This window comes from Pseudomonas sp. YY-1 (assembly GCF_002843095.1).
GTDB classification, from domain to species: Bacteria; Pseudomonadota; Gammaproteobacteria; order Pseudomonadales; family Pseudomonadaceae; genus Aquipseudomonas; species Aquipseudomonas sediminis_A.
Window position 1 is genome coordinate 53,100 of the sequence record NZ_PJLX01000016.1, and the last position, 19,710, is coordinate 72,809.

Sequence of the window (19,710 nt, forward strand, 5' to 3'; positions counted from 1 at the left end):
GCTGTGCCGGCCAAGTGCCGAGCCAGTACCGCGACGGATGCAATTAACGCATGACCCAGTACGACCTGATTCTGGCCGGGGCCGGCCATGCCCACCTTGGTGTGTTGCGCCGCTGGGCGTTGGTGGAGCGCCCGCCAGGCCGTATCGCCTTGCTCAGCCCGGGCCCGGAAGCCTGGTACGCCGGCATGCTGCCGGGGCTGATCAGTGGCCGTTTCAGCCCGGCAGATTGCCGCGTGGAGCTGCAGCCACTGTGCCGCGCGGCCAAGGTCGAGCTGATCGAGGGCGAGATCGCTGCGCTCGATGCCGATGCGCGCATCCTGCAACTCGGCGATGGTCGTAGCCTGCAGAGCGAGTGGTTGTCGCTCAGCGTCGGTGCCGGTATGGCCATTCCTCCGCAGCAGGGCGATGGCATGCAGGTGCTGGCTGCCAGACCCATCGAGCGGCTGCTCGAAGGCTGGCAGCAGTGGCAGGCCGAGCCACGCCGCATGGCGATTCTCGGTGGTGGCGCTGGTGGGGTGGAACTGGCCCTGGCGCTGGCCGACAAGGTGCCGGCGCTGGCACTGTTCTGTGGCGGATCGTTGCTCGACGGGCTGGCCCCCGGGCTGCGCCTGCGCGCGCTGGGGCATCTGCGTCAGCGTGGAGTGCAGGTGCGCGAGCACTGCCCGATCGGCCGAATAGAGGATGACTGGCTGCTCAGTGGTGACGAGCCGGTGTGGCGCGGAAGGCGCCTGCTGCTGGCCAGCGGTGCGCGTCCCTGGCCGTGGCTGACGGCGAGCCAACTGGCCAGCGATGCAGCCGGATTCATCGCCATTCGCCCGACCCTGCAGTGCGAGTCCCACGCGCAGATCTTCGCCGTCGGTGACAGCGCCAGTCTCGATGGCATGCGCCGCAGCGGCCGTTTCGCGGTGCGCCAGGCACCGGTACTGAGCTTCAATCTGCAGGCCGCGCTGCAGGGGCGCCCGCTGCGCCCGTATCGCGCGCAGTGGCAGAGCCTGGCTCTGCTCGCCACTGGCGACGGCGGGGCGCTGCTAGGGTGGCACGACTGGAGTGCCGGCGGGCAGCTGTACGGTCATTGCAAGGACTGGCTGGACCGGCGTTTCGTGAAACGCCATCGCATGGTGGGGTAGCCGGCCATCGAGGCCGAGACGCAGTGCTCTTGCGGCCGTTCGCTAATGTCGCACGGTTAGGCGTCGATACAGTGGATGGACACCTGGCAAAGGTTGCGCTGGCGGCGTGTTCGATCAGCCTGCCAGGGGCCTGACCGTCTAAATCCATGGCAGTGTGCTACCAAAGTTTTATAGTGCTGGTGCTTCCAAGCTGCTCGAATCCCGGTCATGGTGCCCGACCTGCACACGCTTATTTTTCGTCGGGCCTGTCTTACGCGTAGCCTGCTGCCCAGGTTGCGTGGGATATTCAAGGAGAGAACCCGCCGTGACCCCGTCCGCCTACAGCGCCTCGCCGCGCACCAGAACAAGAACTCTGAGGTCGGTCATGCAAGCTGCCTTTGTCCGTTCGCCTGTTGCCTGTCTTCTCCACGCCCTGGGGTTGGCTGCGTTGATGCTGGTCTACCAGCAGGTGCAGCTACCGCCCTATGTCAGCGTGTTGTCTTTCCTGCTGCTGGCGCTGTGGCCCTGGCTGGGACCATGGCAGCGCCGCGACGACGGTTCGCCTGCCACGGAGCAGGTCACCAGCGCTGACTTCGTCGAGCTCAGCCGCGGGCTGTCGCGCCATACCTGTCACAACGCGCTATCCGCAGCCAAGGTGGCCCATGCGGTCAAGCACCTGGCCGGTCGCCTGCAATCGCAACTGACGGCGGTGCAGCAGGTCAGCCAGGCCGCCGAGGCCATCACCCACACCGAGCAGGACAGCGCCGCCCGCGCCGAGCACACCTTGAGCGCGGCCCGATATGTGCGTGAGGCCAGCGCTAACGGTCAGGCCGAACTCAATCAGGCCATCGAGCGCATGCAGCAACTCAGCGCGCAGACCCTGGCCAGCCGTGAGCTGATCGACGGTCTCGGCAGCCGTACCGAACAGATCGAACAGGTCACCCAGGTGATCCAGTCCATCGCCAGCCAGACCAACCTGCTGGCACTCAATGCGGCCATCGAGGCCGCGCGCGCCGGTGAGATGGGCCGGGGCTTTGCCGTGGTCGCCGACGAGGTGCGCAACCTCGCTGCGCGCACCGCCAGTGCCACCGAGGAAGTCAGCCAGATGATCGCCGACATTCGCCAGCAGAGTACGGCGGTGGTCGCGCATATCCAGCGTCAGAGCGTCGAGCTGGAGCAGGCGGCGCAGCAGATAGAGACGGCCGGCAGCCGCCTGCACGGTATTGCCGACCAGGCCGAGGAAGTCGAGCAGCAGGTGGCGCAGATCAGCGCCGGCACGGCGGACAACCACCAGCGTCTGGCCAGCCTGTCGGCTGCTGCGCTGCAATTGCAGGACGACGTGCAGGGCAGCGAAGGGCAGACGCGGCAACTGGCCGATGCTGCCGAACAGTTGGTTGGCCAGGCCGAGACGGTCAGCGAGCAGCTCGCCGAAGTGGGCCTGGATGATTACCACCAGCGCGCCTTTGACCTCGCCCGCGAAGGCGCAGCAGCGATCGCGGCGCAGTTCGAGCAGGACCTGCAGGTCGGTCGCATCAGCCTCGATGATCTGTTCGACCGTCGCTACCAACCAATCGCCGGCACCCAGCCACAGAAGTACCGCACCCGCTTCGATCAGTACGCCGACCAGGTGCTGCCGGCGTTGCAGGAGCCCTTGCTCAAGCGCCATGAAGGGCTGGTCTTCGCCATCTCCACCACCCCGGAAGGCTACGTGGCGACCCATAACGCCGCGTTCAACCACCCGCCCAGCGGCGACCCGGCGGTGGATGCGACCCGCAGCCGCGGCAAGCGCCTGTTCAACGACCGCACCGGCATCCGCTGCGGCAGCCACAAGCAGGCGCTGCTGCTGCAGACCTACATGCGCGATACTGGCGAGCTGATGCACGACTTGTCAGTGCCGATCATGGTGCAGGGCAAGCATTGGGGCGGTTTGCGTCTGGGTTATCGGCCGGAGCCTTAAGGTGCTCACGGCGCACCCTGCTGGGCGGTGTTGGTTCGTCAGTGGATTGTTTAGTCGGCGCACAACCAAGCGTATGAAAAACCCGATTTAACGCACCTCAAACCCTGTGCGACGCTGCCAAACCATGATCTCCCTGGCCTGCCAAGTCCATGCTCCGCTGTACCGCGCTCCCGCGCGGCGGCGCTTGTTGGAGCGGTTAAACCCGCTGCTGACGATCATTCTCGCCTTCTGGGCGCTGTGGCATTGCCGCCACGCCCGCCCGCCGGACGCCGTCTCCGCCCGCTGAATACCGATGGCTGCGCCATGCCCGCAGCCGCTGCTATCACCTTGTCTGCCTGTGTAACCTGTTCACGAATCGAACGGGCCGTGCGGACACCGAGCGCCGAACTGGCGCAAGCGAGCGCAACATGACGACTTTCGCCACCGTGCAGGAAGCTCAGGACTTCCTGGCGAGTAACCCCGATATCGAGCTGATCGAGCTATTCATTCTCGACGCCAATGGCGTGCCGCGCGGCAAGCTGCTGCACCGCGAGGAATTGCTGGCGCTGTACCAGAGCGGCCGGCCGCTGCCGAGCACCATGCTTGGCCTGTCCATCCAGGGCGAGGATGTCGAGGATTCCGGCCTGGTCTGGGAGGTGGGCGATATCGACTGTCGCGCCTATCCGCTGCCCGGCAGCCTGGTGCGCCTGCCCTGGCGGCAGATGCCCACCGCCGCCGTGCAGGTGTCGATGCACCCGACCGAAGGCCTGCCGGCCACGCCGGCCGATCCGCGTCAGTTGCTGATCCGCGTGATCGAGCAGCTCGAAGCCGAGGGTTATTACCCGGTGATGGCCTGCGAGCTGGAGTTCTATCTGCTCGACCAGAAGCGTGATTCCGAGGGGCGCCCACAGCCGGCGCTGGACGCCGACGGTGGCCGTCCACGGCAGACCCAGGTCTACGGCCTGCGCGAACTGGAACAGATCGAACCTTTCCTGCGCGACCTCTATGCCGCCTGCAAGGCGCAAGGTATTCCCGCGCGCACGGCGATTTCCGAATACGCCCCCGGCCAGGTGGAAATCACCCTGGAACATGGCCCGGTGCTGGCGGCGATGGATCAGGCGGTACGTTACAAGCGCCTGGTCAAGGGCGTGGCGCACCGTCACTGGATGCAGGCCTGCTTCATGGCCAAGCCATTCGACCATCTGGCCGGCACCGGCATGCATATGCACGTCAGCCTGGCCGATGCGCAGGACAACAACCTGTTCGCCAGCGAAGATCCTGCCGGCACGCCGCTGCTGCGCCAGGCGGTTGGCGGCATGCTCGCCAGCCTGCTCGACTCGCTGCTGCTGTTCTGCCCCAACGCCAACTCCTACCGGCGTTTTCAGGCCAACAGCTATGCGCCGCTGGCGCCAACCTGGGGTGTGGATAACCGTACCGTCAGCCTGCGCGTGCCGGGCGGGCCCGCCAATACCCGGCATGTCGAGCATCGTATCTGTGGCGCCGATGCCAACCCCTATCTCGCCGCGGCGGCGATTCTTGCCGGGATTCACCGTGGTATTCGTGATCGCCTCGACCCAGGAGCGCCGGTGGAAGGCAATGGCTACGCCCAGGCCAAGACTCTGCTGCCGACCGAGTGGCTGGCGTCGATCCAGGCACTGGAGCGCTCCAGCTGGGCGCGTGATGCCTTTGGTGCCGAATTCCTCAAGGTCTTTCTCGCCGTCAAGCGTGCCGAGTATCGCCAGTTCATGGGTGAAGTCGGTGAGCAGGATTGGCGTTGGTATCTGAGCAACGCCTGACTGAACAGCATCGCGGCTGAAGCGGAGTGCCGCCCAGCCGTTCCTACGAAGTGTGCACCCCATGTAGGAGCGGCTTCAGCTGCGAATTCTCCAGATTTACTGGTGCGCACAGCCTAGTCGGCCCCGCGACACCCAACGGCGGTGCCGCCGCTACAAGGATTTTGCAATGAACACAATCAAGCAACCCGTCAAACCCGCCGCCGAGCGCGCGCCGTCTTACTACTCGGCGTCGCTCAATTTCGAGACCGACTACCCGACACTGCAGGGCAGCGTGACCGTCGACGTGGCCATCATCGGCGGCGGTTTCACCGGCATCGCCACGGCGGTGGAGCTGGCCGAGCGCGGCCTCAAGGTCGCCGTGGTGGAAACCAACAAGGTCGGCTGGGGCGCCAGCGGGCGTAACGGCGGCCAGGTCACCGGTAGCCTCTCCGGCGACGAGGCCATGCGCAAGCAAATGCGCAACACGCTGGGCGAGGAGGTGGATGACTTCATCTGGCACCTGCGCTGGCGCGGCCACGAGATCATCAAGAACCGCGTGGCCAAGTACGGCATCGACTGCGACCTCAAGCACGGCCATCTGCATACGGCGATGAAAGCCAGCCATATGGACGAGCTCAAGGCCACCTACGATGAAGCGCTGCGTCGCGGTATGGGCGGCGATGTCACCCTGCTCGATGCGGCTGGCGTACGTGCGCAACTGGGCAGCGAGCTGTACTGCGGCGCGCTGAAGAACACCCGCAACATGCACCTGCACCCGCTCAACCTGTGCCTCGGCGAAGCCAAGGCCGCCGAGAGTCTGGGCGCGCTGATATTCGAACATTCCGAGGTGCTGGATATCGTCCACGGCCCGCGTCCGGCGGTGGTCACCACGGGCGGGCGTATCGAGGCCAAACAGGTGCTGCTAGCCGGCGACGTCTACCACAAGCTGGAACGGCGCAAGCTCAAGGGCATGATCTTCCCGGCCATGGGCGGCATCGTCACCACCGCGCCGCTGGGCGAGCTGGCCCGTGAGATCAACCCGCAGGATCTGGCGGTGTACGACTGCCGCTTCGTACTCGACTACTACCGCCTGACCGGTGACGGCCGCCTGCTGTTCGGCGGCGGCGCCAATTACTCCGGGCGCGATTCGCGCGATATCGCCGGCGAGCTGCGCCCGTGCATCGAGAGCACCTTCCCGCAGCTCAAGGGCGTGCAGATCGACTACCAGTGGAGCTGCGCCATGGGCATCGTGATGAACCGCATCCCGCAGTTGGGCAAGCTCTCGTCCAATGTCTGGTACTGCCAGGGCTACTCCGGCCACGGCGTGGCCACCACTCACATCATGGGCGAGATCATGGCCAAGGCGATCACTGGTGATCTGGAGCAGTACGACACCTTCGCTGCCTGCAAGCACATCAAGGTGCCGCTGGGCGACCAGCTCGGCAACCCGATGCTGGCAGCCGGCATGTGGTACTACCAGATGCTGGAAAAGCTGCGCTGAAGCGCAGGGGATGACCCGGGCGGTAGCAATTGGCGGCAGTCGTGCTCCGCTCGGGTCATCGACTTAGAGATGATGGGAGTCATTTCTCGCTTACATCAGCTCTCTGCAGGCCTCGGGCGTTTGTAAGCCATACCAACAGAGTGCGGCGCGGTGTGAACGAAGCCAAATTGCGCGTACAGGTCTTGTGCTGGCCCATCCGCAATAAGGCTCACGTAGCCACTTTCCGGCACATGGGTTTCGATGAACTGCAGAATCTCGCCCATGATGCGCTTGCCGAGCCCTTTGCCCTGATGTTCCCTGAGAACGGCGATGTCCACGACTTGAAAGAAACAGCCTCCGTCACCGATCACGCGGCCCATTCCAACGGGTTGGCCGTCATGCAGGATTTGCACGGCAAACAGGCTGTTAGGTAAGCCACGTGCGGCGGCCTCATCGGTCTTTGCGCTAAGGCCAGAGCCGACTCGAAGCGCTTGATAGACCTGAGCGGATGGCGTTTCTAACAGGCAGGAGTAAATGCTCAATGGGATCTCCGAACTGGAAAAAATCTTGTGGCGCCAGTTTGAACCCAATTAGAGAGTGGAGAAGGTTCATGGGGCAAATCGGATCACTCCAGTAACGCCTGCTTTTTTCACTCCGAGCGACGATCGCCAATTCGCCGGTCATCTGCCTCGGGTACTTGCCCTGATGCTATTTGGCGTAGGCGCTCGGCTCACGGGTGGCTTGTGCCGCCGTCTCGCGGTACTGCACTGCGATCAGGATGCCCGGACAGTGGCGCTGTCGCCGGACCTGATTCACGCTCAGCGATGAACGCTGCGGGCTTTGACCCGTCTGCGTTGAGCTGCAGGATGCGCTTGGGTCGGCCCTGTTCATCGAAGAACACCTGGCCTAGGCCGGCGCTGTTCCACAAGCGTTCACCCGAGCGGCTGCGGTCGGGGATAAGCGGGGTGACGCGCATGCGGCGGCGTTTGGTCAGCCAGTTGAGCGGCGACCAGGGCGCGTAGAGCCAGCGATTGAGGCGGTCGAACCAGTCCAGCAGGTCGGCCGGGAATTCGTTCTTGATGCCGCTGCTGGTGATCTGCCAGATGGTCGGGCTGGCGCGGCGGTGGCGGATGTTCACGCGGTAGACGAAGGAGTAGTGCACGTCGCCGGAGAGGATGACGAAATCTCTTGGCGTACGTGAATGGCGGAAGATGTTCATCATCACGCTGGCCGCGCCGCGGTGGGCCATCCAGTTTTCTGCGTCGACCATCAGCGGGTGGCCGGCGAGTGTGAAGAGTTTCTGGATGCCCTCGATCAGTTTCACGCCGAACATTGGCGCCGCTGAAACGATGATGCAGCTGGGGTGATCGAGCAGCGCCTGCTGGAAGTCGCACAGCGCCTCCCAGTCCATCAGCCCCGAGGGTTTCGACAGGTGCCCTTCGCTGCGCCAACGCCGTGTGCGGGTATCCAGTACCAGCAGCGCCGGCGTGCTCGGCAGCACGTAGTGCCACTGTTCGAAGCCCTGCAACTGGTCGATCAGTGCGTCCTGCGCCTTGGCCTGCAGATGGTCGTCCTGGCGCTGCTCAAGCAGTTCGCGAAAGGCCTGCAGCGGCTCCTCGAACACGTCCGGGTTATTGCCCCAGCCCTGGCACAGCAGGTAGGCGAGCAGGGCGTTGCCGATGATGCGTTTGGAGAACGGATGGCCGTAGGCGGTCTGCTCCCAGCGCGCGGAGAGGTTCCAGTCATCGGTGACGTCGTGGTCGTCGAAGATCATCAACGTCGGCAGGTGGGCGAATACCCGCGCGACCTGGCCAAGATTCTGGCGGAACGCATCGATACGCTCGCGCTCGTTGGCGTAACGCTGCTGTTGTTCTTCATCCAGCGGCGGCTGCTTTTCGCTGATCAGTGTCCAGGGCACCGGCGACCAGACCAGTAGGTACATGGCGATCATCTCGGCGAAGGTCACCAGGTGGTTGTCGGCACTGTTGCTGGTAAAGACCGGCTTTTCCACCCCGCCGAAGAACTTGTCGCGCAAGGTCTGGTTGCTCTTCACCGCGGGCAGCAGTTCGGCGCGCTGGTAGTAGCCGACCGGGTTGGCGTAGAGCGCCTGGCTGTCCTCGACCACGGCACCTTCGAGAAATTCGTCAAACAGGCCGAGGCGGGCGATCAGTTGGTGGATGGCGCACAGCAATGGGCCGGCGACATCGTCGACGTAGACCTGGTCGCCGCTCATCAGCAGCAGGGCCGGGCGCTGCTTGGCTTCGGGCTGACTTGCGAGCAGGCGGTCGGCGCAGAGCAGGCCATCATCGGCAGCGTGGTGCGGCTTGCGGCAGGAGCCATGGAGCAGGTGATCGACACGCGAGCGCAGGACGAAATCGGCATGCTCAGCGCCGTCATGCATCAGGTGCGGTGCCCAGTCGCGCATGCCTTGCGGATCATCGTCAGCGACGATCTGCAGGTCATAGGCGATGCGTACGTCTTGCGGTAGGGCCTGCGCAAGGGGCAGGTCGATCAGATGCAACACGGCGTGTCGGCCGAGCGGCAGTTGCTGGCAGTGTTCGTCCAGTGCATGTGTCTGCTGCGTCTGGCCTTCGGGCTGCAGCCACAGTTGCAGGCTCAGCTCGCGACTCGCCACCAGCCACAGTACCAGGCGGCCGGGCTCCAGGCGGCGCAGCAGCGGGCCGGCGAGCACATCGGGCAGCGGAGCGGAGGCATTGTCTGGCATCGGCACGGTACTTCCTGCGGATAAATGAACAGGGCTTGGACAGTGGCAGGACGCCAGCGGTTCAGGAGGCCAGCTGGCGCAGGTGCTCGATGTCGAGAATTTCGATTTCGCCGTAGGTCAGTTGCACCACGCCTTGTGCCTGCAGTTCCTTGAGGATCTGGTTGGTGGTCTGACGTGACAGCGAGAGCATCAGCGCCAACTGTTCCTGGGCCAGGTGCAGCACCCGGCGCGGTTCGCTGTCACCGTAGTTTTCGGCGATCAGCAGCAGGCGTCGGGCCAGGCGCGGCGCGGCGGGCAGCAGGCTCATGTCTTCCAGGGCGAGAAAGGCCAGGCGCAGCTTGTGGCTCATCAGTAGGGCAAAGTCGCGCCAGTGTTGCGGCTGGCGTTCGAGCAGGGCGAGCAGCTCGGCCTGTGGCAACAGCAGCAGGGTGCTGGCGCTTTCGGTGAAGGCATCGTGGGTGCGCGGCAAACCATCGAACAGGGAAATCTCGCCGAACCAGTAAGGCGGCTCGACCAGTGTCAGCAGCGCCTCCTTGCCGTTCTCGCTGACCGCGCCAACGCGCACGGCACCTTCGACCACCGCGTACAGCCCGCTGGGTTTGTCGCCACGGCGGAACAGCCGCTGGCCGGCGTCCAGGCGCTGCACATGGGCCATGTCCAAAAGGCTCTGGCTAAGCGCGGCTGGCAAGGCGGCGAACCAGTGCCCCTGGTTCAGTTGGCTGAGGTAATGGTGGGGATCGGGCATTGCGGCTCCTGTGAGGTTGCGCGGCGGTGCGGCCATCCCTGCCATTGTCGGCTAGCCGACAGTGCGACGAGCCACGGCGAGGTGATCATGCTCTGGCCCGTTTCACACATGAGGACGATAACAATGAAAACCCTCGTCGATCACCTGGCGCAGTATGCCGCCTACCACCGCGACCGACGCAACATCGCCAGCCATTTCATCGGCATCCCGATGATCGTGCTGGCCGTCGCCGTGCTGCTGTCGCGGCCAGGTTTCGAAATCGCTGGCCTGTGGCTGGCGCCTGCCACGCTGACGGCGCTGGCTGCCGCCTTGTTCTATCTGCGTCTGGATACCCGCTTCGGTTTGCTCATGGCCGTGCTGCTGGGGCTGTGCCTGTGGGCCGGTGCCAGCCTGGCGGTCGCCTCCACGGCCTTGTGGCTGACGGCAGGCATTGGCCTGTTCGTGGTCGGTTGGGTGATCCAGTTCGTTGGCCATTACTACGAAGGGCGCAAGCCGGCGTTCGTCGATGACGTCATGGGGCTGATCGTTGGTCCGCTGTTCGTGGCCGCTGAACTGGCTTTCCTGCTCGGCCTGCGCAAGGAAGTCGAACATGCCGTGGTGGAGATCGCCGGCCCGACCTGCATCCGCGAGAAGAAGGCGCTGGCCTGACTGCTGTTGTTCGTCGCGGCTAAAGACCCTCCCACAATTCCAAGAGGTCGTGGGAGGGGCTTTAGCCGCGAGCCTTTCTAGAACATCTCCATCCACTGCGCCGTCATCGAGCGTGCGTGGCGGTCCACGGTGATGGGGGCGAAGGGACGGCCGGAAACGCTCTGCAGGGTGTTGCTCTGGCTGTTCATATCGGCCAGCGCGGCGCGCAGGTAGCTCCAGCGTGTCTGCAGCTTGCTCACCTGTGGGTCGGATTGGTCCTTGAGCGCTTGCAGTTCAGTGTCGATGGCCGGCAGCAGCAGGCGTTCGTCCTGGCCGAGGTAGGTGCCGGGTTGTTCCCGAGCGATCTCGAAGGTGCCCAGGTAGGAGCGGCTGAGGTATTGCACGCTGAGGTACTCGACCTTGGCCGCCAGTTCGCTCTGGCCTTCGGCGCTCGGCAGGGCCCGGGCTGCGCTGAGAAAGTCGCGCAGGGCACGGCTGAGGTCTTCGGGGAAGCGCCAGGGCACGTTCTCGTCACCGGGGCCATAGGAAACACCGTTGCGCAATTGGGTAACGAGTGCCTGATGGGCGTTGGTGAGTTCGGCGCTGCCCTGCGGCAGGCTCTGCATGGCACCGGCCAGAGCGGCCAGGTCGGCTTCCAGGCGCTGCTGATGGGTCTTCTGGAAACCTTCGCCACGTAACAGCATCAGGCTGCTGGTGGCGCGGCTGGCGTGTACCTGAATCTGTTCCTGCGGGCTGACGGCTTCGGCGAAGGCCATTGGCGAGAGCCCGACGAAGAGTCCGAGCGACCAGAGAAAAGCATGACGCAACAGTGCTTTACAGCGCATCAGGGGTGCTCCTTGTTATTGTTTTGAGCAGGTATGCATTGGCAGCGTCAACGACGCAGCGCCAAGACTACTGCGCCAAGCGTAGCGGAGCATGACCCGAAAGAGTGATTTCGTCGGAAATCGCTACCGTTCAGAGGCTTTTATTCAGATTGCGCAGGTACTCGGCGGTGAAGGCGTCGGCGGGGAAGAAGGTCTCCAGTGCCAGCTCGGCCAGGGTCACGTCATTCGGCGTGCCGAACACCGTGATGGTGCTGATCAGGCTGAGTACGCCTTGCTCGCTGTGCAGTTGCAGCGGCACCAGTACGGCCTCGCTCGGTGGCGCAGGGACTTCTGCTGGCGCTGGGTAGCCGCGCAGCTCATCGAGCAGTCTGAACAGGGCTTCATCGCCGCTGATTTCCGCGTCGCGCTGCAGGCGCATCAGCAGGTGGGCGCGCCACAGCGCCAGGTTGGCGATGCGCGGTGCCAGGCCTTCGGGATGCAGTGACAGGCGCATCACGTTGAGCGGCGGGCCGAGCAGGAAATCCGGCATGCCGGCGAGAAAGGGGCCGACCGAGGCGTTGGCTGCCAGCAGATTCCACTGTCGGTCGATGGCCAGCGCCGGATAGGGCTCATGGGCCTTGAGCAACTGCTCAATGGCCTGGCGGGCTGGAGCCAGTGCCGGATCGCTCAGCTCGTGCTGGCTGTACAGCGGGGCGAAGCCGGCGGCACTGAGCAGGCGATTGCGCTCGCGCAGGGGGATATCCAACTGCTCGGCCAGGTGCAGCAGCATCTCGCGGCTGGGTTGGGCGCGTCCGGTTTCGACGAAGCTCAGGTGGCGGGTGGATATCTCCGCCTCGCAGGCGAGGTCGAGCTGGCTCAGGCGGCGCCGCTGGCGCCATTGGCGCAACAGGGCGCCGGCGGTCTGGGTAGTGTTCATGGTCAGCACGATAGTTCAGCGAGGTCATGTCGGCCATTACCTGGCAGGTAATCGACGCCCCGTGCGTTTCGGCGAAATCTGTAGGCCAGGCACCAGTCCGGTGCCCCTACGGAGGATTCGCCATGAACGCACTGCAACCCACCCCGATGCTGCGCAACGCTCTCTTGCTCGATGGCCTGCTCAGCGGCGTCACCGGCCTGCTGCTGGTCCTGGCGGCCGGCTGGCTGGGCGCCTTCCTCGAACTGCCGCGCCTGTTGTTGCTGGTGGCCGGTAGCGCGCTGTTGCCCTTCGCCGCGCTGCTGGTGTGGTTGTCCAACCGCGCCGAGATCAGCCGCCAGGCCATTTGGGCGGTGATCGCGGTCAACGCGCTGTGGGTGATCGACAGCCTGCTGCTACTGGTGATCGGCTGGGTATCGCCGAACCTGTTCGGTTACGCCTTCGTCATCGCTCAGGCGCTGGCGGTGGCGCTGCTGGCCGAGCTGCAGTGGTTCGGCCTCAAGCACTCGCAAGCTGCCGTGGCCTGATAAGGCCGGCTCAGAGACCGCGCAGCGCCAGCTCGGCGCCGAGCAGCAACAGGCCGACGAAGAACCAGCGCTTGAAGCGCTCCGCGCTGATGCGTTTGCGCAACCACTGGCCGGCGGCCATGCCCAGCAGTGCGGGCAGCAGGGCGAGGGCCGATACACCCAGCACCGCCGGTTGCAGCAGTTCACCGCTGTGACCGAGCGCTGCCGCCAGGGCCAGGGTGGAGACGCTGAAGGACAGCCCCAAGGCCTGAACCAGGTCGTCCTTCTCCAGGCCGATGGCCTGCAGGTAAGGCACGGCGGGAATCACGAACACGCCGGTAACCGCGGTAATCGAACCGGTGATGGCGCCGATCACCGGGCTTAGCCAGCCCTCCTTGGCCCTTTCCACGCGAAAGTGCACCTTGGCCAGGCCGAGCACTGCGTAGAGCACCAGGGCGGCACCTAGCCAGCGGGTGGCGCCGGGTACGTCGAGACTCTGCAGCAAGCCGGCGACCAGCAGCGTGCCGCACAGAATCCCCAGCAGCATCGGCCACAGCCGGCGCAGCATCGGTAGCGGGCTGCGGCCGTCGCATAGCTGCCAGATGTTGGTCACCATCGACGGGATGATCAGCAGCGCGGCGGCCTGCAGTGGCGCCATCACCAGGCCGAGCAGGCCCACGGCGATGGTCGGCAGGCCGAGGCCGACCACACCCTTGACCATGCCGGCGAGCAGAAAGGTGACCAGTATCAGCAGCAGGTGCTCGGTCATCGTGCCGCCTCCTGTTCGTGGATCGCGCGGCTGTCGGCAGGCGCCTCGTTGCGTTCCTGCATGCCATAGTCGCGCAGCACTTGGGCCACGCGTAGACGGTAGTGACTGAAGACCTCCTCGCGCCCTGCCGTCTGTGCGCGGCGGTGTTCATCGCGCTGGCGCCAGGCCTGGACCGCGGCTTCGTCCTGCCAGAACGACAGGGACAGAATCTTCCCCGGCTGGGTGAGGCTCTGGAAGCGCTCGATGGAAATGAAACCCGGTTGCTCGGCGAGCAGCGGGCGCAACTCGCCGGCGAGGTCGAGATAGTCCTGCTGCAGGCCTGGTTTGGCCTCAACTTCGAAGATCACGGCGAGCATCGGTTTCTCCCTGGCTGGCTCTGACGGACATTGCCTGCCAGTATCCACATTTACTGCACGCCATGTTTCGTCATGAGGTGAACGATGGAATACGCACCGGGTTTCAGTTCGATTGCCGCGCTGCTCGCCGATGCCGGACGCGCCAGCATGGTCTGGGCACTGATGGACGGCAGTGCGCGGCCGGCCGGCGAGCTGGCCTTGCTGGCGGGGCTGTCGCCTTCGTCGACCAGCGCGCACCTGGCCAAGCTGGTGGAGGGCGGCCTGCTGGTGCAGCAGCGCCATGGGCGCAATCGCTATTACCGCCTGGCCGGGCCGGAAGTCGGGCAACTGGTCGAGGCTCTGGCCAGTGCCGCACTGGCTGCACAGCCGCGGCAAGCTCGCGCTGTGCCAGTCTCACGCGGCACGCCGCAGCCCATGCGTGAGGCGCGCACCTGTTACGACCATCTGGCCGGCGAACTGGCGGTTGGCATATTCGCACGCATGCGTGCAGCTGACTGGCTGAGCGAGGAGGGCGGTGCACTGAGTTTGACGGCAAGCGGCGAGCAGGGCCTGCAGGCGTTGGGTGTCGATCTGCAACAGGTCAACCGTCAGCGCCGCCAGCGACTCTGCGCCTGCCCGGACTGGAGCGAGCGCAAGCCGCATCTCGGTGGTGCGCTGGGCGCGGCGTTGCTGACTCTGTGCGAGGGCGAGGGTTGGCTGCGGCGCAGCCAGGGTTCGCGTGCGCTGCAGGTATCGCCGAAGGGACGCAGGGCGATCATGGCGATCGCGGCTTCGTAGCTTAGTAGGGGGGCGGGCGGCGATCCGCTTTAGCCCACCAATAAAGGTTGAGCTCTGTTTCGGTGGGCTGAAGCCCACCCTACGCCCACCCTACGCTCGTCCTACCTACTAAGGCATACCAATGCTTCACCGCGTAGGAGCCCCGCCCCGGGGCGAAGCTCTTCGTCCCGGGGCGCAACTCCTGCAGGTGTGGCTTTAGGCCGAGGTGCTGACCGGCTTGCCACCCTTGGGCTTGAAGTACAGGGTGGTGCCGCGGGCGAGGTTGTCCAGGCTGACGTGATCCTTGGCCACCTCGGCCTCGATCAGCTCGTCCTGGCCCTCGACCTTGAGGGTGATGCGGGTGATCGCGCCGAGCAGGCGGATGTCGCGCACTTCGCCGGCCTTGTGCTCCGGGCTCGGTTCGCTGGACAGGTCGACCTCGTGCGGGCGGAACAGCACATGGTGGTCGTTGCCGACGTAGAGGCGGTTGGCGTCACCGAGGAAGTGGTAGACGAAATCGCTGGCCGGGTGCTCGTAAACCTCGGCCGGGGTGCCGATCTGCTCGATCACGCCCTTGTTCATCACCACGATGCGGTCGGCCACTTCCATAGCTTCCTCCTGGTCGTGGGTGACGAACACGCTGGTCAGGTGCACTTCTTCGTGCAGGCGCGCCAGCCAGCGGCGCAGCTCCTTGCGCACCTTGGCATCCAACGCGCCAAAGGGTTCGTCGAGCAGCAATACTTTCGGCTCTACCGCCAGGGCGCGGGCCAGGGCGATACGCTGGCGCTGGCCGCCGGAGAGCTGCTCCGGGTAGCGGTCGCCGAGCCAGTCGAGCTGCACCAGGTTGAGCAGCTCGTGCACCTTCTGCTGGATCACCTCTTCGCTCGGGCGCTCGCGCTTGGGCTTCATGCGCAAGCCGAAGGCGACGTTGTCGAACACCGTCATGTGGCGGAACAGCGCGTAGTGCTGGAACACGAAGCCGACGTTGCGATCACGCACATCGTGCTCGGACACGTCCTCGCCGTGGAAGCCGATGGTGCCGCTGTCCGGGGTTTCCAGGCCGGCGATGATGCGCAGCAGGGTGGTCTTGCCGCAGCCGGACGGGCCGAGCAGGGCGACCAGCTCGCCGCTCTGGATGCTCAGGTTGATCTCGTTCAGCGCCTTGAACTGGCCGAACTGCTTGTTGACGCCTTTGACTTCGATACTCATGGCTTATTCCTGGTGGTTCCGTGGGCCGTGCCTCACGGCTGTCAGTCTTCTCGGTTGGCTTGTAGCTGGCGGCTCAGACGCGCTTCGCTCCATTGGCGAAGCAGCAACACCACCAGGGCCATGACGAGCAGCAGGATCGCCACGCTGAAGGCAGCGACGATGTTGTACTCGTTGTAGAGAATCTCGATATGCAGCGGCAGGGTGTTGGTGTAACCGCGGATATGCCCGGAAACCACCGATACTGCGCCGAATTCGCCCATCGCACGGGCGGTGCACAGCACCACGCCGTAGATCAGCGCCCATTTTACGTTAGGCAGCGTGACATGCCAGAACATCTGCCAACCGTTGGCACCGAGCAGGCGCGCGGCCTCTTCCTCGGTGGTGCCCTGTTCCTCCATCAGCGGGATCAGCTCGCGGGCGACGAAGGGGAAGGTGACGAAGATGGTCGCCAGCACGATGCCCGGCACGGCATAGACGATCTGCAGGTTCTGCGAGTCGAGGTACGGCGCGAGAAAACTCTGCGAGCCGAACAGCAGCACGTAGATCAGGCCGGCGACCACGGGCGACACCGAGAACGGCATGTCGATCAGGGTGATCAGGATGCTCTTGCCGCGGAACTCGAACTTGGTCACCGCCCAGGCGGCGGCGACGCCGAACACCAGGTTCAGTGGTACCGAGATGGCGGTGGCGAGCAGGGTCAGCTTCAGCGCCGAGATGGCATCCGGCTCGCTGATCGCTTGCCAGAAAACCTCCAGGCCACGGCTCAGGCCCTGCGTCACCACCATGTACAGCGGTAATACGAGAATCGCGGCGAACACCGCCCAGGCGATGACGATCAGGGCGATGGCGCCGATGGAGCGGCTGGCTGGGCGCGCAGCCGCGCTCTGGCCAAGGGTTGCAAGGCTCATGACGGGCTCCTCAGAGTTGCGGCTGGATGCGGCGCTGCAGAATGTTGATCAGCAGCAGCAGGATGAACGACACCACCAGCATGATCACGCCGATGGCGGTGGCGCCCGGGTAGTCGTACTGGTCCAGCTTGGACACGATCAGCAGCGGCAGGATCTCTGTCTTCAGCGGGATGTTGCCGGCGATGAATACCACCGAGCCGTACTCGCCGACGCCACGGGCGAAGGCCAGGGCGAAGCCGGTCAGCCAGGCCGGCAGCAGGCTCGGCAGCAGGATGTGGCGGAACACCTGCAGCGGCTTGGCGCCCAGACAGGCGGCGGCTTCCTCGACTTCCTTGGGAATGTCGGCCAGTACCGGCTGCAGCGTGCGTACCACGAACGGCAGGGTGACGAACACCAGCGCCATGGTGATGCCCAGCGGGGTATAGGCGATCTTGAAGGGGAACAGCGAGCCGATCAGGCCACTGGGTGCGTACAGCGCGGTGAGCGCGATGCCGGCAACGGCCGTGGGCAGGGCGAACGGCATGTCGACCATGGCGTCGATGATGCGCCGGCCTGGGAAGGTGTAGCGCACCAGCACCCAGGCGATGACGGTGCCGAGAATGCCATTGAGCAGGGCGGCGGCCAGCGCGGTACCGAACGAGAGTTTCAGCGAGAACTGCAGTTGGCGATTGTTGAGCAGTGCCCACCACTGTTCGGCGGTCAGCTGCAGCGAGAAGAGGAACATCGCCCCCAGCGGAATCAGTACGATCAACGCCAGGTAGGTGATGGTGTAGCCCAGGGTCAGCCCGAAGCCGGGTATGACCGGGGAAGTTCGACGAGACATGGGGTGTCCTTTTGTTCAGGTCCGCGACGAGGACCCGCTACCAGTGAAGATGGCGGGCCTCTGTAATCCAGCCGCTATTACTGATTGATCTTGGTGAAGATCTGGTCGAACACGCCGCCGTCGTCGAAGTACTTGGGTTGGGCCTGTTTCCAGCCGCCGAAGTCCTTGTCGATGGTCACCAGCTTGAGGTCCTGGAACTGGTCCTTGAACTCGGCGGCGACTTTCTCGTTGCGTGGGCGGTAGAAATTCTTCGCGGCGATGCGCTGGCCTTCTTCGCTATACAGGTGCTCCAGATAGGCCTCGGCCACCTTGCGGGTGCCCTTGCGGTCGACGTTGGCATCGACCACCGCAACCGGCGGTTCGGCGAGGATCGACAGCGAGGGGGTGACGATCTCCAGCTGATCGCCGCCCTCTTCGGCCAGCGACAGGTAGGCCTCGTTTTCCCAGGCCAGCAGCACGTCACCCAGGCCACGTTGGACGAAGCTGATGGTCGAACCACGGGCGCCGGTATCCAGCACCGGGGCGTGGCGATAGAGCTCGGTCACGAACTCCAGGGCCTTGTCTTCGCTGCCGAACTTCTCGCGGGCGTAGGCCCAGGCGGCGAGGAAGTTCCAGCGTGCGCCGCCGGAGGTTTTCGGGTTGGGGGTGATGACTTCCACGCCGTCCTTGACCAGGTCATCCCAGTCCTTGATGTCTTTCGGGTTGCCCTTGCGCACCAGGAACACGATGGTCGAGGTGTACGGCGTGCTGTTGTCCGGCAGGCGCGCCTGCCAGTTCGGGTCGATCAGCTGCTGGTTGAGGTTCAGCGCGTCGATGTCGCCAGACAGCGCCAGGGTCACCACGTCGGCGCGCAGGCCATCGATTACTGCACGGGCCTGCTTGCCCGAGCCACCGTGGGATTGCTGGATGGCAACGGCCGGGTTGCCTTGTGCTTGCCAGAATTTGTTGAAGGCGGCGTTGTACTCGACGTACAGCTCGCGGGTCGGGTCGTAGGACACATTGAGCAGCGGCTGGGCGATGGCTGGGCCGGCGATCAGAGTGCTGGCCAGCGCGGCCAGGGCGAAACGGCGAATGGACATGGTGCAGCTCCTAGACTGGATAAGTTCTTGTGTTGGCGTTGGGGCTATCGGGTAAGCGCCCTCTGGTGGTCCAGTCGGGCTGCATCATGAAGTCGATGTGCTGTCAGCTGTTCTTGCTGCTCGGTTGTTGCAGGCGGATCTTTTCCTTGCGCTCGATCTGCACCACTTGGCCGTTATGTACGGTGATTTCCACCGAACCGAATTTCAGGCCATGCAGTGCGGTCTGGATCTCGCGCAGGATGCTGGCTTCATCCTGGCCTTCGAGGTTTCTCAGCGTCGCGGTCATTTCCAGGCTCCTTGTGAATAGGTCGCCACGGCGGCGTAACGAGTGCCGACGCTGGCGTGGAGCGGATAGTAGAGAGGCTGGAATATTCTTAAAAATACTGTTTAAGAACATTTATATTCTTTTTGGAAATATAAAATGCTGCACGTTATGGATTCATTAATGGAATAAGCAAAGAAATTCTTATTCTTTTTGTATTTGGCTTGCGCTGCCTAGACTGTCGCCATTCGATTCAAGGAGGCGCCGTCATGGCCAGTGAAGCAATCCGTTATCTGATCCTGCCGGGCTGGCAGGGCTCACCCGAAGAGCACTGGCAAAGCCATTGGCACCGCAGCTTGCCGGGTAGCGTGCGAGTCGAGCAGAACGACTGGTTCAATCCGCAGCGCGCGGACTGGGTGGCGGCGCTGAATCAGGCGCTGGCAGCCGATCCGCGGCCGGCGATTCTCATTGCCCACAGCTTGGGCTGCGTGACCGTGGCGCACTGGGCCGCGCAGGCGCCAGTCGAACTGCTGCGCCGGGTGCGCGGTGCGCTGCTGGTGGCGCCGGCTGATGTCGAGCGGCCGGGTTGCCCCGAGCCGCTAAGGAATTTCGCACCGATGCCGCGTGATCTGCTGCCCTTTCCCAGCTTGCTGGTGGGCTCCGACAACGATGCCGCGGCCAGCGCCCTGCGTGCACTGGAGCTGGCGCGTGCCTGGGGTAGCGAGGCGGCGATCCTGACCGGTGCCGGGCATATCAACGTCAAGTCCGGACATCGCTACTGGGAGCAGGGCTTCGCCTACCTGTATCGCCTGCAGGGCCGCATCGAACAGCAGGCGCGCTTGCGCGCCTGAAAGCCCTTCACGGGCGAACACCTTCGGAGCGGGGGCGGG

20 protein-coding genes are annotated in these 19,710 nt (G+C 64.6%); 8 read left to right on the forward strand and 12 right to left on the reverse strand.

The features are described from left to right. The first annotated feature begins 50 nt into the window (after window positions 1-50). The 4 genes from CXP40_RS19940 to CXP40_RS19955 all read left to right on the forward strand — a co-directional run bounded on the left by CXP40_RS19940 (window position 51) and on the right by CXP40_RS19955 (window position 6,318). Window positions 51-1,127 (forward strand): FAD-dependent oxidoreductase, encoded by a 1,077-nt coding sequence (locus CXP40_RS19940; RefSeq protein WP_106735146.1) that lies wholly within the window; start codon window positions 51-53, stop codon window positions 1,125-1,127. Between the two features lie 835 nt (window positions 1,128-1,962). Further along, on the forward strand, window positions 1,963-3,063 hold the full coding sequence (locus tag CXP40_RS19945; protein ID WP_371916974.1) for a methyl-accepting chemotaxis protein: 1,101 nt from the start codon (window positions 1,963-1,965) through the stop codon (window positions 3,061-3,063). Window positions 3,064-3,470: 407 nt separating this feature from the next. Beyond that, a complete protein-coding gene (locus CXP40_RS19950) occupies window positions 3,471-4,838 on the forward strand; it encodes a glutamine synthetase family protein (RefSeq protein ID WP_106735148.1) in 1,368 nt (455 codons plus the stop codon). Window positions 4,839-5,004: 166 nt separating this feature from the next. After that, a complete protein-coding gene (locus tag CXP40_RS19955) occupies window positions 5,005-6,318 on the forward strand; it encodes an FAD-binding oxidoreductase (RefSeq protein WP_106735149.1) in 1,314 nt (437 codons plus the stop codon). A gap of 95 nt (window positions 6,319-6,413) precedes the next feature. Here CXP40_RS19955 and CXP40_RS19960 read toward each other — a convergent pair whose 3' ends face one another. The 3 genes from CXP40_RS19960 to CXP40_RS19970 all read right to left on the reverse strand — a co-directional run bounded on the left by CXP40_RS19960 (window position 6,414) and on the right by CXP40_RS19970 (window position 9,767). Beyond that, window positions 6,414-6,839, reverse strand: a complete 426-nt coding sequence (locus CXP40_RS19960) for a GNAT family N-acetyltransferase (protein ID WP_099526700.1) — start codon at window positions 6,837-6,839, stop codon at window positions 6,414-6,416. A gap of 188 nt (window positions 6,840-7,027) precedes the next feature. Further along, on the reverse strand, window positions 7,028-9,022 hold the full coding sequence (locus CXP40_RS19965; RefSeq protein ID WP_106735150.1) for a hypothetical protein: 1,995 nt from the start codon (window positions 9,020-9,022) through the stop codon (window positions 7,028-7,030). A 61-nt stretch (window positions 9,023-9,083) separates the two neighbouring features. Then, complete coding sequence (locus CXP40_RS19970; protein WP_106735151.1) at window positions 9,084-9,767, reverse strand: Crp/Fnr family transcriptional regulator; 684 nt, start codon at window positions 9,765-9,767, stop codon at window positions 9,084-9,086. 123 nt (window positions 9,768-9,890) lie between these two features. Here CXP40_RS19970 and CXP40_RS19975 point away from each other — a divergent pair, with 123 nt between their 5' ends. Then, window positions 9,891-10,415, forward strand: coding sequence for a DUF962 domain-containing protein (locus CXP40_RS19975; protein WP_106735152.1), 525 nt, complete (start codon window positions 9,891-9,893; stop codon window positions 10,413-10,415). Between the two features lie 77 nt (window positions 10,416-10,492). Here CXP40_RS19975 and CXP40_RS19980 read toward each other — a convergent pair whose 3' ends face one another. Both CXP40_RS19980 and CXP40_RS19985 read right to left on the reverse strand, forming a co-directional pair. Beyond that, window positions 10,493-11,239 carry a hypothetical protein gene (locus CXP40_RS19980; RefSeq protein ID WP_106735153.1) on the reverse strand — a complete coding sequence of 249 codons (747 nt, stop codon included), beginning with the start codon at window positions 11,237-11,239 and terminating at the stop codon, window positions 10,493-10,495. Between the two features lie 130 nt (window positions 11,240-11,369). Continuing rightward, complete coding sequence (locus CXP40_RS19985; protein WP_106735154.1) at window positions 11,370-12,155, reverse strand: helix-turn-helix domain-containing protein; 786 nt, start codon at window positions 12,153-12,155, stop codon at window positions 11,370-11,372. Window positions 12,156-12,277: 122 nt separating this feature from the next. Here CXP40_RS19985 and CXP40_RS19990 point away from each other — a divergent pair, with 122 nt between their 5' ends. After that, window positions 12,278-12,679, forward strand: coding sequence for a hypothetical protein (locus tag CXP40_RS19990; RefSeq protein WP_106735155.1), 402 nt, complete (start codon window positions 12,278-12,280; stop codon window positions 12,677-12,679). 10 nt (window positions 12,680-12,689) lie between these two features. Here the strand turns inward: CXP40_RS19990 and CXP40_RS19995 are convergent, their stop codons facing one another. Next, entirely contained in the window at window positions 12,690-13,427 is a 738-nt protein-coding gene (locus CXP40_RS19995; RefSeq protein WP_106735156.1) for a sulfite exporter TauE/SafE family protein, read from the reverse strand. Then, a complete protein-coding gene (locus tag CXP40_RS20000) occupies window positions 13,424-13,783 on the reverse strand; it encodes an antibiotic biosynthesis monooxygenase (protein WP_106735157.1) in 360 nt (119 codons plus the stop codon). The genes CXP40_RS19995 and CXP40_RS20000 overlap by 4 nt, the downstream gene beginning before the upstream one ends. Before the next feature lie 84 nt (window positions 13,784-13,867). On the opposite strand from CXP40_RS20000, the gene CXP40_RS20005 reads away from it, so the two are divergent. Continuing rightward, on the forward strand, window positions 13,868-14,560 hold the full coding sequence (locus CXP40_RS20005; RefSeq protein ID WP_106735158.1) for a helix-turn-helix transcriptional regulator: 693 nt from the start codon (window positions 13,868-13,870) through the stop codon (window positions 14,558-14,560). Between the two features lie 195 nt (window positions 14,561-14,755). On the opposite strand, the gene CXP40_RS20010 is transcribed toward CXP40_RS20005, so the two are convergent. The 5 genes from CXP40_RS20010 to oscA form a co-directional block, all read right to left on the reverse strand. After that, window positions 14,756-15,748 carry a sulfate/molybdate ABC transporter ATP-binding protein gene (locus tag CXP40_RS20010; RefSeq protein WP_106735159.1) on the reverse strand — a complete coding sequence of 331 codons (993 nt, stop codon included), beginning with the start codon at window positions 15,746-15,748 and terminating at the stop codon, window positions 14,756-14,758. Between the two features lie 41 nt (window positions 15,749-15,789). Next, window positions 15,790-16,656, reverse strand: coding sequence for a sulfate ABC transporter permease subunit CysW (gene cysW, locus CXP40_RS20015; RefSeq protein ID WP_013717716.1), 867 nt, complete (start codon window positions 16,654-16,656; stop codon window positions 15,790-15,792). Between the two features lie 10 nt (window positions 16,657-16,666). Continuing rightward, complete coding sequence (gene cysT / locus CXP40_RS20020) at window positions 16,667-17,479, reverse strand: sulfate ABC transporter permease subunit CysT (RefSeq protein ID WP_017360468.1); 813 nt, start codon at window positions 17,477-17,479, stop codon at window positions 16,667-16,669. A 77-nt stretch (window positions 17,480-17,556) separates the two neighbouring features. Next, window positions 17,557-18,558 (reverse strand): sulfate ABC transporter substrate-binding protein, encoded by a 1,002-nt coding sequence (locus CXP40_RS20025; protein WP_106735160.1) that lies wholly within the window; start codon window positions 18,556-18,558, stop codon window positions 17,557-17,559. A 103-nt stretch (window positions 18,559-18,661) separates the two neighbouring features. Further along, entirely contained in the window at window positions 18,662-18,844 is a 183-nt protein-coding gene (gene oscA, locus CXP40_RS20030; protein ID WP_013717713.1) for a sulfur starvation response protein OscA, read from the reverse strand. Window positions 18,845-19,089: 245 nt separating this feature from the next. On the opposite strand from oscA, the gene CXP40_RS20035 reads away from it, so the two are divergent. Then, on the forward strand, window positions 19,090-19,671 hold the full coding sequence (locus CXP40_RS20035; RefSeq protein ID WP_013717712.1) for an alpha/beta hydrolase: 582 nt from the start codon (window positions 19,090-19,092) through the stop codon (window positions 19,669-19,671). Window positions 19,672-19,710 lie beyond the last annotated feature (39 nt).

Bases quoted from the DNA above. Each gene is read 5' to 3' on its own strand.
- CXP40_RS19940 (WP_106735146.1), top strand. From the start codon at position 51: ATGACCCAGTACGACCTGATTCTGGCCGGGGCCGGCCATGCCCACCTT.
- CXP40_RS19945 (WP_371916974.1), top strand. From the start codon at position 1,963: ATGCAGCAACTCAGCGCGCAGACCCTGGCCAGCCGTGAGCTGATCGAC.
- CXP40_RS19950 (WP_106735148.1), top strand. From the start codon at position 3,471: ATGACGACTTTCGCCACCGTGCAGGAAGCTCAGGACTTCCTGGCGAGT.
- CXP40_RS19955 (WP_106735149.1), top strand. From the start codon at position 5,005: ATGAACACAATCAAGCAACCCGTCAAACCCGCCGCCGAGCGCGCGCCG.
- CXP40_RS19965 (WP_106735150.1), bottom strand. From the start codon at position 9,022: ATGCCAGACAATGCCTCCGCTCCGCTGCCCGATGTGCTCGCCGGCCCG.
- CXP40_RS19970 (WP_106735151.1), bottom strand. From the start codon at position 9,767: ATGCCCGATCCCCACCATTACCTCAGCCAACTGAACCAGGGGCACTGG.
- CXP40_RS19975 (WP_106735152.1), top strand. From the start codon at position 9,891: ATGAAAACCCTCGTCGATCACCTGGCGCAGTATGCCGCCTACCACCGC.
- CXP40_RS19980 (WP_106735153.1), bottom strand. From the start codon at position 11,239: ATGCGCTGTAAAGCACTGTTGCGTCATGCTTTTCTCTGGTCGCTCGGA.
- CXP40_RS19985 (WP_106735154.1), bottom strand. From the start codon at position 12,155: ATGAACACTACCCAGACCGCCGGCGCCCTGTTGCGCCAATGGCGCCAG.
- CXP40_RS19990 (WP_106735155.1), top strand. From the start codon at position 12,278: ATGAACGCACTGCAACCCACCCCGATGCTGCGCAACGCTCTCTTGCTC.
- CXP40_RS19995 (WP_106735156.1), bottom strand. From the start codon at position 13,427: ATGACCGAGCACCTGCTGCTGATACTGGTCACCTTTCTGCTCGCCGGC.
- CXP40_RS20000 (WP_106735157.1), bottom strand. From the start codon at position 13,783: ATGCTCGCCGTGATCTTCGAAGTTGAGGCCAAACCAGGCCTGCAGCAG.
- CXP40_RS20005 (WP_106735158.1), top strand. From the start codon at position 13,868: ATGGAATACGCACCGGGTTTCAGTTCGATTGCCGCGCTGCTCGCCGAT.
- CXP40_RS20010 (WP_106735159.1), bottom strand. From the start codon at position 15,748: ATGAGTATCGAAGTCAAAGGCGTCAACAAGCAGTTCGGCCAGTTCAAG.
- cysW (WP_013717716.1), bottom strand. From the start codon at position 16,656: ATGAGCCTTGCAACCCTTGGCCAGAGCGCGGCTGCGCGCCCAGCCAGC.
- cysT (WP_017360468.1), bottom strand. From the start codon at position 17,479: ATGTCTCGTCGAACTTCCCCGGTCATACCCGGCTTCGGGCTGACCCTG.
- CXP40_RS20025 (WP_106735160.1), bottom strand. From the start codon at position 18,558: ATGTCCATTCGCCGTTTCGCCCTGGCCGCGCTGGCCAGCACTCTGATC.
- oscA (WP_013717713.1), bottom strand. From the start codon at position 18,844: ATGACCGCGACGCTGAGAAACCTCGAAGGCCAGGATGAAGCCAGCATC.
- CXP40_RS20035 (WP_013717712.1), top strand. From the start codon at position 19,090: ATGGCCAGTGAAGCAATCCGTTATCTGATCCTGCCGGGCTGGCAGGGC.